The sequence below is a fragment of the Corallococcus exiguus genome (assembly GCF_009909105.1).
Lineage (GTDB): Bacteria > Myxococcota > Myxococcia > Myxococcales > Myxococcaceae > Corallococcus > Corallococcus exiguus.
Window position 1 is genome coordinate 347,781 of sequence record NZ_JAAAPK010000002.1, and the last position, 15,042, is coordinate 362,822.

Genomic DNA, 15,042 nt, shown 5'->3' on the forward strand with positions numbered 1-15,042 from the left:
CGACAGACTCATCCACGCCGAGCTCTTGGGCGCCGCGGAGCACCCCGTCGAGGCGAAGCCTCCGTGCGTTGGGGGCGCACGGAGGCTTCCACGCTGAATTCAACAGGTGTGAGTGGGCGGACTGCTACTCACACATTCATTCAGTACGGTGCGCACTTCCATTCGTTACGACCGGTGGGACCGCCGTAAGCGAAGCAGGTGGAACCCACCGGCCTGCAGTCCTGACCGTCCGGGTTGACGGGGGGCCAGCATTCATTGGATGGGCACCGCGTGCTGCACGAACCCACCAACTGCCAGAGCCCATCGTTGGAAACGCATGCGCCGTCGCTGCACATCTCGAACTGGCTGTTGCACGTCTGGACCAGGGTGTCCGTGGAGCCGCAGGTACCACTGCCGCTGCAACCCGTGCCAGTCGTCCTCCGGACGGTGTTGCCGCTGCAGTAGGTCGTGCTCGCGGTGGAGCACGTCTGGACCAAGGTGTCGCTGGAGCCACAGTTGCCACCGCTACAGCCGGTGCCAGTGGTCCTCCGCACGTTATTGCCGCTGCAATAGGTCGTGCTCGCGGTGGAGCACGTCTGGACGAAGGAGTCGGAGGACCCGCAGGAGCCGCCGCTGCAACCGGTGCCGGTGCTCTTCCGCACATCATTGCCGCTGCAGTAGTTCGTGCTCGTGGTGGAGCACGTCTGGACGAGCTGCTGGCTGGACGAGCAGGAGCCTCCGCTGCAGCCGCCATTGACGGTCTGGTAGACGCTGTTGCCGCTGCAGAATGGGCTGCTGGTGCCCGTCGCGCACGTCTGGACGAGCGTGTCGGTGACGCCACAGGAGCCACCGCTGCAACCGGTGTAGGAGGTCTTCCGGACGGTGTTGCCGCTGCAGTAGTTGCTGCTCCCGGTGGCGCAGTTCTGGACGACGGTGTCGGTGGAGCCGCAGGAGCCGCCGCTGCATCCAGTGCCGGTCAGCTTCCGGACGGTGTTGCCGCTGCAGTAGTTGCTGCTGGAGGTGGAGCACGACTCGATGAGCTGCTGGGTGGACGTGCATGCACCGTTGGAGCAGCCGCCGTAAACGGTCTGGTAGGCACCATTGCCGCTGCAGAAGGGGCCGCTGGTGCCTGTCTGGCACGACTGCACGAGGACGTCGGTGGACTGGCAGGAGCCACCGCTGCAGGTGCCCGTGCCGGTGGTCTTCCGGACGTCATTTCCGCTGCAGTAATTGGTGCTCGCGGTGCTGCAACTCAGCGCCGTGCCGCCGCAGGTGCCGGAGCCATTGCACACGTCACCCGTCGTGCACGCGTTGCTGTCATCGCAGCTGGCGCCCGAGGACTTCGGCACGTAGGAACAGGTGCCGTTGGAGCAGGTGCCGGCGGACTGGTAGCACTGATTGGGCGGGCTGTTGCAGCTCAGCGCCGAGCCGCCACAGGTGCCGGTACCGTTGCAGACGTCGCCGGTCGTGCACGCATTGCCGTCATTGCAGCTGGCCCCCGAGGCTTTCGGCACATAGGAGCAGGTGCCGTTGGAGCAGGTTCCCGCCGCCTCGTAGCACTGGCTGGGCGGGCTGTTGCAGCTCAGCTCCGAGCCGCCGCAAGTACCGGCCCCGTTGCAGATGTCGCCCGTCGTGCACGCGTTGCCGTCATCACAGATCGCACCCAAGGACTTCGGCGCATAGCTGCAAGTGCCGTTGGAGCAGGTGCCGGCGGCCTGGTGGCACTGGCTGGGAGGGCTGTTGCAGCTCAGGGCCGCACCACCGCACGTGCCAGCACCGTTGCAGACATCGCCCGTCGTGCAGGCGTTGCCATCATCGCAGAGGGTGCCCGTGGCCTTCGGCGGGTAGGTGCACGCTCCGTTGGAGTAGGTGCCCGGCAAGCCATGGCAGGCATCCGGCGGCGTCGTGCAGGCCGGGACGCCCGCGCAGACGCCTGCTCCGCTGCACACGTCGTTGATGGTGCCGCCATTGCCGTCATCACAGGCCGTGCCCGCCGCCTTCGGCGCATAGGAGCACGCGCCCTCACTGCACGTCCCCGCTGCCTCGAAGCACTGGCTCGGAGGGCTGTTGCAAGTCACCGGCGTGCCCGCGCACCCGCCCGCTCCGTTGCACGTCTCATCCACCGTGCACGCATCCGCGTCATCACACGAGGCACCGGCTTCCTTGTACGAATAGGAGCACGTCCCGTCGCTGCACGCCCCCGCCGCCGCGTAGCACTGCCCCGGAGGACTGCCGCACTGGGTGGCGCTTCCCGCGCACACGCCCGCGCCGTTGCATACGTCCGTCCCGGTGCACGCATCCCCGTCGTCGCAGGTGGCCCCAGCCGCCTTCAGCGCGTAGCTGCACACGCCATTGCTGCACGTCCCCGCCGCCTCGTAGCAGGCCCCCGGAGCGCTGTTGCACGTCACCCCAGCGCACGCGTCGTACCCGTAGACCTCCGCCGTCTTCAGGCTCGCGCCGGTGGCGCCAATACCGCCCACCACCAACACCTTGGCCTGCGTCGCCAGCGAGACCGCCACATGCGAATACCTCGCACCGACCATGGGGCCCGCCGCACTCCACTGCCGGGTGGCCGGGTCGTACACCTCCGAGCTCGCCAGTGCGGCCGTCGCTGCGCTGCCATACATGCCGCCCGTTACCAGCACCTTGCCGGTGCTCAGCAGGGTTGCTGAGTGCAGCTCCCTGGCCGTGCCCAGCGCGTCCGTCGCGCTCCACTGCCCGGTGCTCGGGTCGTATTCCTCCGCTGTCGCCAGCAGCCCGCTGCTGTTGCGGCCACCCACCACCAGCACCTTGCCCGAAGGCAGCCGCGTCGCCGTGTGGTTGTAGCGCGCCGCCGCCAGGCTTCCCGTCGCAGCCCACGTATTGCTCGTCGGGTCATACACTTCCGCCGTCGCCAGGCTCGCGCCCCCGACGCCGCCCGCCACCAGCACCTGCCCGGTCGTCAGCAGCGTCGCCGTATGGTCGCGCCGCGCCACTCCCAGACTCGGGCCGACACTCCAGGTTCCCGCCACTGGCTCATACACATCCACATTGAACTTGGGGCCGCCGGAGTTGCCACCGCCCGCCACCAGCACCTTGCCCGAAGGCAACGGCGTCGCCGTCAGGGAGGCCCGTGCCACGCCCGAGGCAAAGCTCCCCGCGGAGGCCCAGGTATTGGTGTCAGGGGAATACACCGCCGCGGAAGCCAGACGGCCCGTCGCGTTCTCTCCGCCAACCACGAGCACCTTGCCCGAAGGCAGCAGCGCCGCGGTGTGGATCTGCCGGGGCTCCGGCATGGAGGCGGCCGCTGTCCACGCGCCAGTCACGGGGTCGAAGAGGGTGGAGGAGGACAGATACCCGCTGGCGTTGTAGCCGCCCGTCACCAGCACCTTGCCGGAAGGCAGCACCACGCCCGCGTGGTACTTGCGGGCCTCCGCCATGGGCGCGGTCTCGGTCCACCCCTCCACCACCAACGGCGAAGCGCTTTGGGCCAGCGGCTTCTCTTCCGGTGGCTTGCTGCTACAGCCTGCTGCGACAAAGACCAGTCCCAGCAGCAGGACCCTGCTGGCTCTCATCACGTCCATGACAACTCCAGGGAATGGAGGCGCTCAGAGGGGGCCTCCATGAACTTTGGTGTAGCCAGCCAGCATGGCCGTCCCGCTCTGAAACACAAACATTTTGGCGACTGGTCAACAGTTCATTTGGGTTCATACGTCGGCCCCTTTCATGGTCGATGCCTCCACCCGAGGTGGCCGGGTGCCAGGGGACTCATTCGCGCCGAGTTCGGCGTGTCCAAAGGGACACCACGCAGGCCGATGCTCCAGCGGAAGGCCCGATTCCTCTCCAGGAGGAGGTAGAGGCCCAGGGGCCCCATCAGCCCTCCGAACACGCCCAGCGCCAGGTGCAGCGCGAGCGGCGCTCCTGGCAGCACCTTTCCCAAAGCCAGCCTCACTCCGGACACGAAATAGATGTGGAAGAGGTAGAGCGGCATGCTGATCGAGCCCAGGTAGACAATCCACCTCGCCAACCCCTTCCACGTCGCACCCAGGCTCCGGGCAACACCCAGGAGGAAGAAGGCCAGGGTGAATTGCAGGCAGAAGCCCAGCGGCCCCGTGATCAGGCGCGGATCCAGATGCCCCTCCGCGAGCCCCGAGACATGGAAAGAGACCAGCAGCCCCAGGAACCCCGAGGGCACCAGTCCCTGGAGCGCCAGAGGCAACTGGGACAGCCGGGTGCGCGCCAGCGCCAGCCAGGGGGACAGGCTCATTCCCAGACCGAAGAGGCAGTTCCAGAAGAGGATGAAGCGGAGGTATCTCATCCCAATGTCAGACATCGGAGATTCCAGGAGCTCGACAGCGGCATACGACAGCCAGGACAGTGCCAGGTAGCTCAGTCCGTTCCAATTGTACCGGGCGGGCACGATGCGCTGATACACCCACGCCAGACAGGTACAGCCCACCAGGGCGTGAATGAACCAGAAGATGGCGTATGGAGGGAACCAGGCGGCAGGGAACCGGCCCAGCAGCGCCAGCCATCCGCCAGGTGTTCGCGGGCGCGCCTGGGTGAGCTCATGGGCAAAGAGGAAGACGGGCGCCCACACCAACATCGGGACGACGAGCTTGCGCAGCTTCTTGTGCGCGAACTCCCGGAAGGACCTGTCCGGCGCGCCGAAGAGTGACACCGCCACGCCCGAACCGATGATCATCACCGCCATGTTGAAGCTGTGGATGAACTCCGAGGCGAACCGGAGCTCCGCTCGCTCCGGGGAGAAGAGCTTGCGCACCCCCTGGAAGGGCTCCACGCCGATCACATGGACCAGCACCACGAGCATCAGGCTCATGCCGCGGACGAAGAACAGTTCCTCGGAGAGTGTCTTGCGAATCACCGGCTTGCGCATTCACATGTGTCCCACGTGCTTCCTGCTGCCTGTTCCTCCATGCAGTTATCGTGCTCCATGCTTCACGGCCTCACCGCCGGCTGATTGTCCCTGCTGTCTCATGCTGGGACGTCAGGCTGTCTCGGATTGAGAGTCCATCGAGGATGGCTCGCTCCCTCAAGAGGGTCGCCCGTCTTGGCTGTCCAGGGTCGAAATGAGGGGCCGTCCCCGAAACGGACGAGCAGGACTCGAAGGCCCGGATTGAGCTGCCGCTGGCTGGAACGGCAATTGCTCGGTCAGGCTCGTGCCTTCTTTCATGGGTCCCTTCAAGGATGGAGCGAGGGAGCCCGTGAAGATGCGGGTCCTCTTCACCGCCTGGTTTCCGCGCGAGGAGCGACGGTGGCTGGGCGAGTTCCTCTCACCGGAGCGCTTCGCGTGCGCCTACGTGGGCCTGGAGGAGCCGGTTGACGCGACCCGGAAGCGCCCGCCCGCTCAGAAGACGCACCAGGACAAGTCGAAGGAGCCGCTGCTGCGGACGCTGAGGCTGCTCGGCAGGATTCTGAAGGCTCAGCTCAGTCCGACCGCGAGGGTAGGGGGGTGCAAGGAATGGCTCCACTCTCGTGCCCACCTGCCCCGGACCTGGCGGAAATGAGACTTCTCTGGCCAGGCTCGTGGTTTCCCCCCGTCCAGCCGCTTGGGCCGCGGCGTGATGACGACAATCGCCTGCGCTTCGTCGTCCGTGTGGTGGTCATTGCCTCCCTTGCCCTGGCCTTCGCGCGCGGCGTCGTCTTCAAGCGTGTCGAAACAGGTGACGAGGGCGTCAATGGCACGATGGCCCTCAACATGTGCCGTTCGCTGGCGCTCGTGGTGCGGCCCTCGTACATCCCTGGTGGCTCGGAGGATTGGGTCGGCTTCGATCTGCCAGGCATCGGCAACACTCCATTTCACTCGGTGCTCCTCGCACTCGGAGGCTGTCCCCTGGGCGGCCAGCCCGAAGCCATGGGGCTCGTCTCATTCGCGGCGCTGGTCGCCACCCTCTGCTTCACCTACCGGCTCGTCGCCCTGTGGGAGCGTCGCGCGGCGCTCCTGACGACGCTCCTGCTCGCGCTCTCTCCTACCGTCCTGTGGCAATTCCGGCTGATGGAGGCCGAGCCTGTCCTCGTGGCGTGGGGCATGGCGGGCACGTACTGGATTGCGCGAGGGGAGCTCACCGGGAGGAATTGGCACTCCCTGCTGGGTGGCGCATGCCTCGGCCTTGGCTTCTTGACGAAGCTGTGGCTCGTCACCCCCTTCGTGCTGGCTTCGCTAGGGCTCCTTGCCATCGTGCGTCTCCAGCGGCGTCAATTGGCGCTGGTTCCTGTCGCCTGCCTCACCGTCGGCTTTCTTGCCACGGCGTCCCTCCACCTCGCTTTCGTTGCTCTGCGGTCACCCACGGATGTCGCCCTCTGGCTCACCCAGGTCTACTTCGCACCCTTCCTGGGGCAGAGCATCGGAGGGTCGAAGCTGGCTGGGGCGGGCGTGCCCACGGAATGGAGTCATCCCTTCTGGTACTACCCGGCGATCCTCTACCGGGAGCATTTCTTCCTCTGCCCCCTCCTTCTGGCTGCGCTCCCCGCCTTGAAGCGGCGTGCGCCGACCGCGGCCGGACTCTTCGGCGCCATCGGCTTCGGGCTCGCAAGCCTGGTTCCCCTCTCGCTCCCCGCCATCAAGGAGTCGCTCTACATCCTGGGCGTCTTGCCATTCCTCTATGGCCTGGCCGGGCTTGGTGCTTCGGCGCTCCTTGCCGGGGAGGGCACCCTCGAACCACGGGGGGCATCGGGCCGTCGAGCCCTCAGGGTCGCGGGCGTCTTCTCGGCCGCGGCGGTGCTCCTCATCGGGGCGGCTCATGCTCGGGGGCTGAAGCGCGATGACATCACGCCTGTCTATGTTGGCGCGCACGCGCTCGGGGTGGGGGGCGCCTGGCTCCTGGCGTATGCGGCGGCTCGCCTCGAGCGCGCGCGAGCGACGGCGCTCATCGGTGGCCTCTCCGCGCTGGCACTGGCTGGTTTTGGGGCGTACGAGCTCACGGCGCCTCAACCACCGTACAAGGAGATCGCGGAGATCCTTCGCCCCTATTTGGAACCACTGCCGCCCGGGCATGAGAGCTTCATCTCGCCCCGGTACAAGGTTCTTCAGCTCTACCTGTTTCGCAATGGTCGCTACTGGCAGTCCTTCTACACGGAGCTCCGGCCGGAGACGCTCGTGGCGAGCATCGCGTCCGGCGAGTACTGCGCCTTCGTCTTCGGCCCGGAGGAGCGTGAAAACCCTCGGCTCGTGCAGGTGGAGCGGGACATCGCGCTGCAGGCCCTGGACTTGAGCGCGGAGTTGCCGGAGAGCGTACGTGGGGGGTTCCGCGTCTTCGTGAACCGAGCATGCGTGCAGGAGGGCGCGAAGGGATTACGCCACGCGGAGGGATGACGCCCGCATTCAACGCCGGCTGTCTTCAACGCGCCTTTCCCACCCACGCCACATGACCAGCGATCGCTATAGCTGCTCCATGACTGCTCCTGTTGAGTCATGACATGACGTCGAAGCACCACGGCCCGTTCTGGAAAGTCCAGAGCGGGCCGCGGTAGGTCAAGGGCTGGAAGGTGGCGGCGTGGTTGGCGCTCTGTCCAGCGTCGTCAACGTTCCGGCCGGACCTTCAGTCCGCGCGGGCCTCCGCGCTGCTCAGGCCCCGGTGCTTCACCCTGCTACAGGTGTTCGCCTTGCTCCGGAATTGGTGTTCGGCTTGTCCCGGAGCCGGTGTTCGGCTTGCTCCGGAATCGGTGATCGGGATCGTCCGGAGCACGCATCCACCCTGAAGGGATGACGTTGAACCCAGAGGTGTCGCGGGCGCGTGACAGGTGGGCAGAGCCAGGGCGCTTCCTGGGGCAGGGAGAATTTCATGCGAGGGTGGCCCGGATGCGCGTTAGCCTGGAGTTCGCTTTACCAGCCACATCCCGCGCAACCATCGTTGAGATCCCTGCGCCTGCTCGGCGCGGAGAGGGAGAACCATGCAGCGCTTTGTCCTCTTGGGTCTTGCACTGCTCACGGCCTGTGCAACGCCTGTCCATCAGGCCGCATCGCCTGTCCAGCCCAGCCCGGTCTACGTGTTCGAAGGCGTGGAGGTGTTCGGCTCACGCAAGGTGCCCAAGGGCAAGCTGCTGGAGGTCATTGGGATGCCTGCGCCCGGCGCGCGCTTCAACCTCGAGAAGGGGGAGTTCACGCCGTACCTCATGGAGAGCAAGCCGCGGCTCCTGGCGGCCTACAAGTTCGCGTTCTGCAGGTACTCGATGGTGGCCTACCCGCCGACGCGGACGTTCCGGGTGACGGTGGATCTGGTCGATGCCGGAGATGAGTGGCGCATGCCCTTTTCACCCGCGCCGCAGGGCGATATCCCGGAGCCGGAGGGCCTCCTCACGGCCTGGGATGAATACCAGACGGCCTACTGGAAGCTGAGCAGGGAAGGGGCTGTCCCCGAGTACGGCAAGAGCAAGTGCCATGCCCTCAACTGCCATGGAGGATTCGACCACCCCGAGCTCGCGCCGCTGGAGCAGCGCTTCATGGATGGTGTTCCCCGCAATCTCGACACGCTGGTGCGGGTGCTGCGTGAGGATCGCAACGACTCCAAGCGAATGGCCACGGTCATGCTCCTGCCCTACATCAACTCACGCGAGCAACTGGTGAAGCTCGTTCTCCCGTCGGTGCGCGACCCCTACGAGGGTGTGCGCAACGAGGCGCTGCGCCTGCTGGGAACGATGCAGGAGGGACAGCCGCGGGTCATCATCCCGCTGGAGCCCGTGCTCGAAGCGCTCTGGTACCCGCTCGAGACCGACCGCAACAAGGCAGCCTGGGCGCTCGTGCACATCGTGGAAACCGAAGGCGCCGCCCAACAGCGGCAGATTCTCGACAAGGCGGGCGCGGTGCTGGTGGAGATGGCTGGAATGCAGCAGAAGACCGATGCCGAGCCTGCTCGCAAGGTGCTCGCCATCCTGGCGGGGCGGGACCTGGGTGACGAGCCGGCGGCCTGGCACCGTTGGGTCGAGCAGACGCTCGGCTCGAACAGTGCCCATCGGTGACGAAGATGCTGCGAAGGCGGCAGTACGGGGGGCGTAACCCCTGGAACGCATTGGCGGTAGGGCACGGGAATCGAACTCGCCAGGGACTGCTCTCGCAGCCCCTCACCGGTTTTGAAGCCCCGCCACCCCGATCCGCGAGGTGCCCGGGGGGATTGAGGGTCGGCCGGTTTCCCTCTGGCGCGGGGTGGACCGCGAGTCCGTAAAGGTCCACCCGCGTCCGTTCATCTTGGGTACAGCTTGGGTACGCGGGTAGGGACGGCAGGGGTCAGGGGGCATTGGCTGCACCGGGGCCGGTCACGTCCGTGAACTTCGTGCCGGTGATGACCGCGCGCTCCAGGGCCTCCTTGATCTCCTCGGACACGATCAAGGCCACGGTCCAGCCCCAGGTGCGGAACACCTTGGCGCCTTCCACCTTCGCCGGGTCGATGCGCATCCCGGACACGGAGGAGTACGTACCCACCTTTTCGGGCATCCCGTCCTCCGGGGTCCAGTAACGCACCTCCTCGCACGCTGCATCGTCGATGCACTTCACCAGCCGGGTGGCGTTGAGGATGAAGTGCTGAGCGGGCTGGGAGTCGATCTCCACCGGGATGAGCTGCACGTCGTCGGGTGCCAGCTCGGTGAAGAAGGAGGCCACCCGGGCGTGGACGACGGGGATGCTGAATGCCGCGTGGGAATAGTCGAGCGGTTTGCCGGAGATCTTGATGGGGATCCTGATGCGCTCGTCCGAGTGAGCCCGCTGCCCGATCCTGAACTGCCACGGGTCATCGAGCTTGCGCCCTTCCTGATCGAGAGGATGCCCCAGCTCCCACCGGCCGGAGAGGTACACATCATCGCTCAACTTGAAGAACCGCGTCGGCATGAAGTCGTCCATCCGAGGCGGGCTACTCTGGATCGAGCGCCCAGGTTCCTTCTTCCCAGCGCTTCAATGCCTGCCCGGCTTCAAAGGGAACGAGCCCCTTGCCCTTGGCGGCTTCCTCCAGAACCGCCTTCGCTTCGGCCGTCCGGTAGCGGAGCAGATGGGCGGCGGCCATGACACGCACATCCATGCGCTCATGCTTGAGCAGGACGAGGAGGGCATCACGTCCTGCGTTTCCATGGGCCAGGAGCGTATCGACGGCGGCACCGTACTTCCTGGCGTGCTTGTTCCCGGTCTTGGCATCTCCCCGGAAGATGGCCTCGGTCTGTGCCGCCACGTTCAGGGCGAACTGCTCGACCAATCTCTCCAACGTCATCACCAGACCCCCTTCGCCACGTTCTCCATGGCCAGCAGCCCGAAGTCACGCTGGGCCTCGTAGGACTGCGTGCTCAACCATTGCCTCACGGTCAAGGTGCTGGAGCCCGTGATACTACGCCGGATCGACGAGTAGAGCGCGCTGACGTCGGTGTGCAGGATCTTGTCCAGTGGGATGAGGTTCTCGGTGTTGTGGAGGGCCTGGGGGCCGAAGCGCTTCACGTTGCCCGGGGTTTGCTCGACGATGTGGTGCCACTCCTTGTTCTTGCCCGCCGGGCCCATGGCCTTCTTGAAACCACTGAACGAGCTCCAGGCCCTGTAGCCCAAGGGACGCGCCTTGGCGGAGGCGCTGCCGCCCGTGGCTTTGGCCGCCATGGCCACCGCGCCGGGCGCGAGGGCGATGGTGACGGTCTCGGCGCTCACGGCCACCGTTCCCACGTCCGCGACCGCCGCGAGCCTGATGCCCATTTGCGCTTCAGCCTGGACCGCCGCCTGCGCGGCGCCTGGGAGCATTGGCACCTTCGACCCCAGCCCCGCCGCCGTGTTCCCAATGGCGGCCGTGGCCAACATGGCGAACGCGCGCGCCGCGTTGCGGCCCATGACCTTGCCGTAGCGCTCACCCGCCTCGCGGAGTTCGTCAAACGTGGTGGCCCGCTCCGCCTCCTCCACCAGCTGCTTGAAGCCCAAGATGAGGCTCCAGAACGTATCGACCCCGACGTAGGCAATGAGGGAGGCGGTCATCACGGCGGCCACGCCCTTCGAGAAAGGCTCGGGCACCGCGAGCAAGATGCAGTACGTGGTCCACGTCCAAAGAACCGCAGCCATCATGGCCTGGGGATCAGCCATCTCTTTGAAGGCGTCCATCATCTCGTCCCGCACGACGCCTTGGGCCAAGGCCATGGCCAGGGCGTAACGGCCATCCCCGGTGACAGTAGGGCTCTCCACCAGGAGGCGCAGGCAATCGCCGGGATTGCTCGTTCGCTCGCACCAGCGCAGGTATGCGCGCGTCAGATCCACCTCTGTCGAGGGGAGATCACCGTCCAGGTGTTCGCCCGGTCCCAGCGGGATGACACGGTGGCTGCGCGGCTCGTACAGGTATGAACCGCTGCGCGGATCCATCTCGAAAAACCGCCGGGCCGTTTCCTGGGGATGAGTGGACGGACGTACGTTCCGGGCGAGCGCTTCTACGGCTTCAACGAAGTCGTCTTCGTCCAGCGCCACCGGGGCGGTATCGCCGCTGCGTGGGGTAAGGACGATGGACTCGCCGTGGCCCGTGTGCAGGCGCACGGACTTCGTGGTGCCGCTGCATCCAGCCAGCATCACGAGCAGTAGGAGAATTGACCATCGTGGCAGCATGCGGAGCCCTCCTGGCGCGGGCCCCCTTCGCTCGGGAGCGTATCGGCGGCGCAAGGCCTAGTAATACCAGATAGAGCTGACAGATGCTCCGGGCTGACGCCGTCTGTGGTGGAGCGTGTGCGGCCGACGGCGTGCCTTCTGGAACGTCACGCCGAGAGAGAGCGTGCGCTGTCAGCCCGGTCACCACAGCTTGAGCGTGAAAGGCCCCACCGAGCACCGGACGGTTACCTTCGTCTCCGACGCGCGCCTGCCCTTGGACAACAACCGCTCCGAGGCAGCGCTGCGCAAAGCGGCGCTGGGCCGGAAGAACTTCCTCTTCGTCGGCCATGAGGCCGCGGGCGAAAACCTCGCTGGCCTCTACGCCCTCGTCGCCACCTGCGAAGCCAACGGCGTCAATCCCGAGGCCTACCTCGCCGACATGCTGCTGCGCGTCCAGACGCACCCGCTTGCGCGCGTCGGCGAGCCGCTGCCGCACGAATGGGAGCGGCTTCGCGCCGCCGACGCTTCCTGACGCCACCTCACCACGGCATTTCTCCCCGCTGGGACTCGCGGCGCCCGCCGAGCACGGCCAGGGCCTGCCTTCAAGCTCGCCAACACGTCATTGGCCGGACAGTTACGATGGATATAACATTTAGCTTGTTCTGGGGCCCCTCTCTGCGGTGGCCCGAACAGCGAGGGGACCAAGGGGCCGGTCTTGCCGAAGTGCTATTCACCAACAGGGGTGTCGATTGGTGGAACACCTTCCTTCTGTTGGGGGACCTGTGCAGAGGCGTTTGCCGGCTGTGCGGCAAGGTGAGTTGGAGTCAAGGAAGGGCTTGCATGAAGCATAGCTCTTAAGTCGTTTTCGATTTCAGAGAGTATTTTGAGATGAAATATGGCGAACTGGTCGGGATTGAGTCCTTGAGGAGAGGCTGCGCCCGAGAGTCTCTTGAAGACGTCCGCATGCTTCCTTCGTTTGACCGCTACTTTGTTGCCCTTTCCATGATCGACGTCGTGTCTGATTTCTGTGCGAAGCGTGTTTACATCTATGAAGGAAGAAGGTGGCGACTCGCCGAGTCGCTCCCCAGGGCCTTCCCACAAAAGAAAGTAAAGGTTGTCGATCAGCTTTTCATATTCTGCGACGTCCGAAATCAAAACTCCAAGGCTTCTCTGTGCCTTCAGGGTTTTGTTTGTTGGCTTGAAGAGGTCTTTGCCGGTGGCGGATTGAGATTTTGTGTTTATCTGCTCAATCAGTTCTGCGATTTGTTCTGCCTTGGCGAGGACGTCGGCCTTAGGAGTCGTTTTGGCGATGGCTGTGGCGCCAAAAGCACTGGCCAGTTCAGGGTTTTTGGTGAGGAGCTTTTTGGTGAGGATGCGCTGTCGGGCCTCTGGGCCGGATTTGATATTGGCGTTGATTGTCTTCTGGAATTCGAGGTAGTCGCGATCGGTGGCCTTGACCCCTAGTTCTACTTGCTTGGAAAGCTCTTCTGTGAAGGCTTCGGCGAAGCTGGAGAACACCGTCTCGTGTCCAACGGCCTTTCCTGCTGAGACGAGCGTTGCCGCAAGGGTGAAGATTGATTGAACTATGGTCCGGTTGTGTAGTGCTGGGGAAGGGGCGGGAAAGGATTTGTCGAGAAAGGCTAGTGTTGATGTGATTCTTTTGGCGACCGCTGATTTTCTTGAGAATGTCGAGTTGTTTTCGAATATCAGCTTGAGGTCGTCAAAGCGAAGGCCTGTTGTGATCCCCTTGATTTCGATTGCGCAGGCCTTGGCGGCAATGTCGAGATGTGAGTGGCGGTAGTCCTCGACTTGGCATTTTGACTTGAAAAAACTGTGCTTTGATACGTCGAGTGCGAAGTCGCGCAATTCGCTGTGAATGGCGTTTAGTCTCTCGCTGCTCGTGAGCGGAAGTCCGAGTTGGAGTCTTTGAAAGAACTCCTTGAGGTCTGATTCAATGGCCCCGGTGATTACGTCGTACTCGATCTCGAAGTCATCGAATTTGTCTGCTATCGCAGTTGGGAGTTCTTTGTAGAGTTTCCCTCCCATTTGAGTGGGAGAGTCCATAGGGATCTCAAGCTCATTTCCAAAGAAGCGCCAGATGGCCTGAAGGCGCTGCTGCCCGTCGACCACTTCGTACTGGTCGCTGTCGTTGGACTTCTTGACAAAGTAGAATTTTGGCAGCTTCCATCCGCGTAGGATGCTGTCGATAAGATTCTGCTGAAGCTTTTTGTCCCAGACTTTCCCGCGTTGCCAATCTGGAATCTCATAGCGACCGCGCCGTGCATAAATCTTGTCGAGAGACCTCTTCTCTGATCTCATTTCCATGCTCGTGACCTCCTAAAAACGCTGTTGTGAGTAGAGCGTCCCGCAACCCGTTCAGGGCCGCGTCAGAAAAACCCAAGGAAAACATGGCGGTAGGGCACGGGAATCGAACTCGCCAGGGACTGCTCTCGCAGCCCCTCATTGGTTTTGAAGACCAAGCCGGCCACCAGGTCCGGAGGCCCTACCGCTTCCGATTACCGCCGCTCCGCCCCAGTCCGTCAACCGCCGTCACGTCTTGCGCGCGGACACCACGGCGTACTCGTCGCAGTTGAACAGCGCGGGCCACTGGAGTTGCTCCGGTGTCATCCGCATCGCCTTGTGCACGTCCGCGCGCACCTGGTGCAGGGACGTGCTCCCCGGCTGCCTCTCCAGCTGCGTCATGCCCCGCAGCGCCACCAGCGCCGTGTTCACCGCCGGGTACACATCCTCCGCGATGGACTCCACCTTCGCGTCCTGGAACCCCGCCCGCCGCAGCTCCTCCCGGTATCGCTCCGTCGACCAGACGTTCTCCTCCGGGAAGGCAATCAGTCCCCGCCAGTAGCGGTAGCGCAGCCGCGCTCGGAGTCCTGCTCCAGCCTCACGGTCCGTCTTCTGCGCCATGTCCGCCATCACCAGCCGGCCTCCCGGCTTCAGCACCCGGAAGGCCTCGCGCAGGAAGTCCTGCCGCATCCGGAAGTGCATCGCGGACTCCAGCGCGAACACCACGTCGAACGCTCCCTCCGGCCCCGGCAGCGCCGTCGCGCTCCCCACCTCCAGCCGGACCACGCCCTCCAGCCCCGTCAGCTTCACGCGCTCCCGGCCCACCTTCACCTGGTTCGGCGTGATGTTCACCCCGACGATGCTCGCGGGCTTGAACTCCTCCGCCCACAGCAGGTCCTGGTCCGCGTACCCGAAGCCGCAGTCCAAGACGGCATCCCCAGGCCCCAGCTTCGCCGTCCTCGCCAACAGGCGCGCCATCTCCGCCTGGGCGGACCGGAACAGCTCACCCACGCGCTCCACGTTGGTGTCGTCCACCTTCTCCACGTGCTTCCAGTAGCCCAGGTTGATCCAGAAGGGCTCCCGGCCCGTCGTCACCCGGATGTCGCTCGGCGCGGGCATCCCCGCCACCCAGGCTCCCGTCTCGTTCGTATAGAAGCGCTCCGGGTCCGCCAGAAACGCACTCTTCAGCCGCGTCGCGACCTGCCTCACGTTGACCATCGCCAGCCTCCTGGGCCTTC

11 protein-coding genes and 1 tRNA gene are annotated in these 15,042 nt (G+C 64.9%); 4 read left to right on the top strand and 8 right to left on the bottom strand.

All coding sequences use genetic code 11. The annotated features are described in order from the left end of the window. Window positions 1–140 precede the first annotated feature (140 nt). Both GTZ93_RS07915 and GTZ93_RS07920 read right to left on the bottom strand, forming a co-directional pair. Entirely contained in the window at window positions 141–3,542 is a 3,402-nt protein-coding gene (locus tag GTZ93_RS07915; RefSeq protein ID WP_139915455.1) for a kelch repeat-containing protein, read from the bottom strand. 140 nt (window positions 3,543–3,682) lie between these two features. After that, the gene (locus tag GTZ93_RS07920; RefSeq protein ID WP_161662717.1) at window positions 3,683–4,843 is read right to left on the bottom strand and encodes an acyltransferase family protein; all 1,161 of its coding nucleotides are present in this window, start codon (window positions 4,841–4,843) and stop codon (window positions 3,683–3,685) included. 340 nt (window positions 4,844–5,183) lie between these two features. Here GTZ93_RS07920 and GTZ93_RS07925 point away from each other — a divergent pair, with 340 nt between their 5' ends. The 3 genes from GTZ93_RS07925 (at window position 5,184) to GTZ93_RS07935 (ending at window position 8,934) form a co-directional block, all read left to right on the top strand. Further along, on the top strand, window positions 5,184–5,486 hold the full coding sequence (locus GTZ93_RS07925; protein ID WP_139915453.1) for a hypothetical protein: 303 nt from the start codon (window positions 5,184–5,186) through the stop codon (window positions 5,484–5,486). Then, complete coding sequence (locus GTZ93_RS07930; protein WP_161662718.1) at window positions 5,483–7,291, top strand: glycosyltransferase family 39 protein; 1,809 nt, start codon at window positions 5,483–5,485, stop codon at window positions 7,289–7,291. The genes GTZ93_RS07925 and GTZ93_RS07930 overlap by 4 nt, the downstream gene beginning before the upstream one ends. Before the next feature lie 578 nt (window positions 7,292–7,869). After that, window positions 7,870–8,934 (top strand): HEAT repeat domain-containing protein, encoded by a 1,065-nt coding sequence (locus tag GTZ93_RS07935; protein WP_139915451.1) that lies wholly within the window; start codon window positions 7,870–7,872, stop codon window positions 8,932–8,934. A gap of 265 nt (window positions 8,935–9,199) precedes the next feature. On the opposite strand, the gene GTZ93_RS07940 is transcribed toward GTZ93_RS07935, so the two are convergent. Genes GTZ93_RS07940 through sitA5 form a run of 3 tightly spaced genes read right to left on the bottom strand, consistent with a single transcriptional unit; the run spans window position 9,200 to window position 11,524 of the window. Further along, on the bottom strand, window positions 9,200–9,796 hold the full coding sequence (locus GTZ93_RS07940; protein WP_139915450.1) for an imm11 family protein: 597 nt from the start codon (window positions 9,794–9,796) through the stop codon (window positions 9,200–9,202). Between the two features lie 22 nt (window positions 9,797–9,818). Beyond that, window positions 9,819–10,169, bottom strand: coding sequence for a DUF2019 domain-containing protein (locus GTZ93_RS07945; protein WP_128796658.1), 351 nt, complete (start codon window positions 10,167–10,169; stop codon window positions 9,819–9,821). After that, entirely contained in the window at window positions 10,169–11,524 is a 1,356-nt protein-coding gene (sitA5, locus tag GTZ93_RS07950) for a SitA5 family polymorphic toxin (RefSeq protein ID WP_139915449.1), read from the bottom strand. Before sitA5 ends, GTZ93_RS07945 begins: the two co-directional genes overlap by 1 nt. A 163-nt stretch (window positions 11,525–11,687) precedes the next feature. Between sitA5 and GTZ93_RS07955 the strand changes: the two genes are divergently transcribed. Beyond that, complete coding sequence (locus GTZ93_RS07955) at window positions 11,688–12,035, top strand: transposase domain-containing protein (protein WP_390624856.1); 348 nt, start codon at window positions 11,688–11,690, stop codon at window positions 12,033–12,035. A gap of 194 nt (window positions 12,036–12,229) precedes the next feature. On the opposite strand, the gene GTZ93_RS07960 is transcribed toward GTZ93_RS07955, so the two are convergent. The 3 genes from GTZ93_RS07960 to GTZ93_RS07970 all read right to left on the bottom strand — a co-directional run bounded on the left by GTZ93_RS07960 (window position 12,230) and on the right by GTZ93_RS07970 (window position 15,022). Further along, a complete protein-coding gene (locus GTZ93_RS07960) occupies window positions 12,230–13,828 on the bottom strand; it encodes a DUF262 domain-containing protein (RefSeq protein ID WP_139915448.1) in 1,599 nt (532 codons plus the stop codon). Window positions 13,829–13,912: 84 nt separating this feature from the next. Then, window positions 13,913–14,011 (bottom strand) — tRNA-Sec (locus tag GTZ93_RS07965). Window positions 14,012–14,053: 42 nt separating this feature from the next. Next, window positions 14,054–15,022, bottom strand: coding sequence for an SAM-dependent methyltransferase (locus tag GTZ93_RS07970; protein WP_139915447.1), 969 nt, complete (start codon window positions 15,020–15,022; stop codon window positions 14,054–14,056). Between the last annotated feature and the right edge of the window lie 20 nt (window positions 15,023–15,042).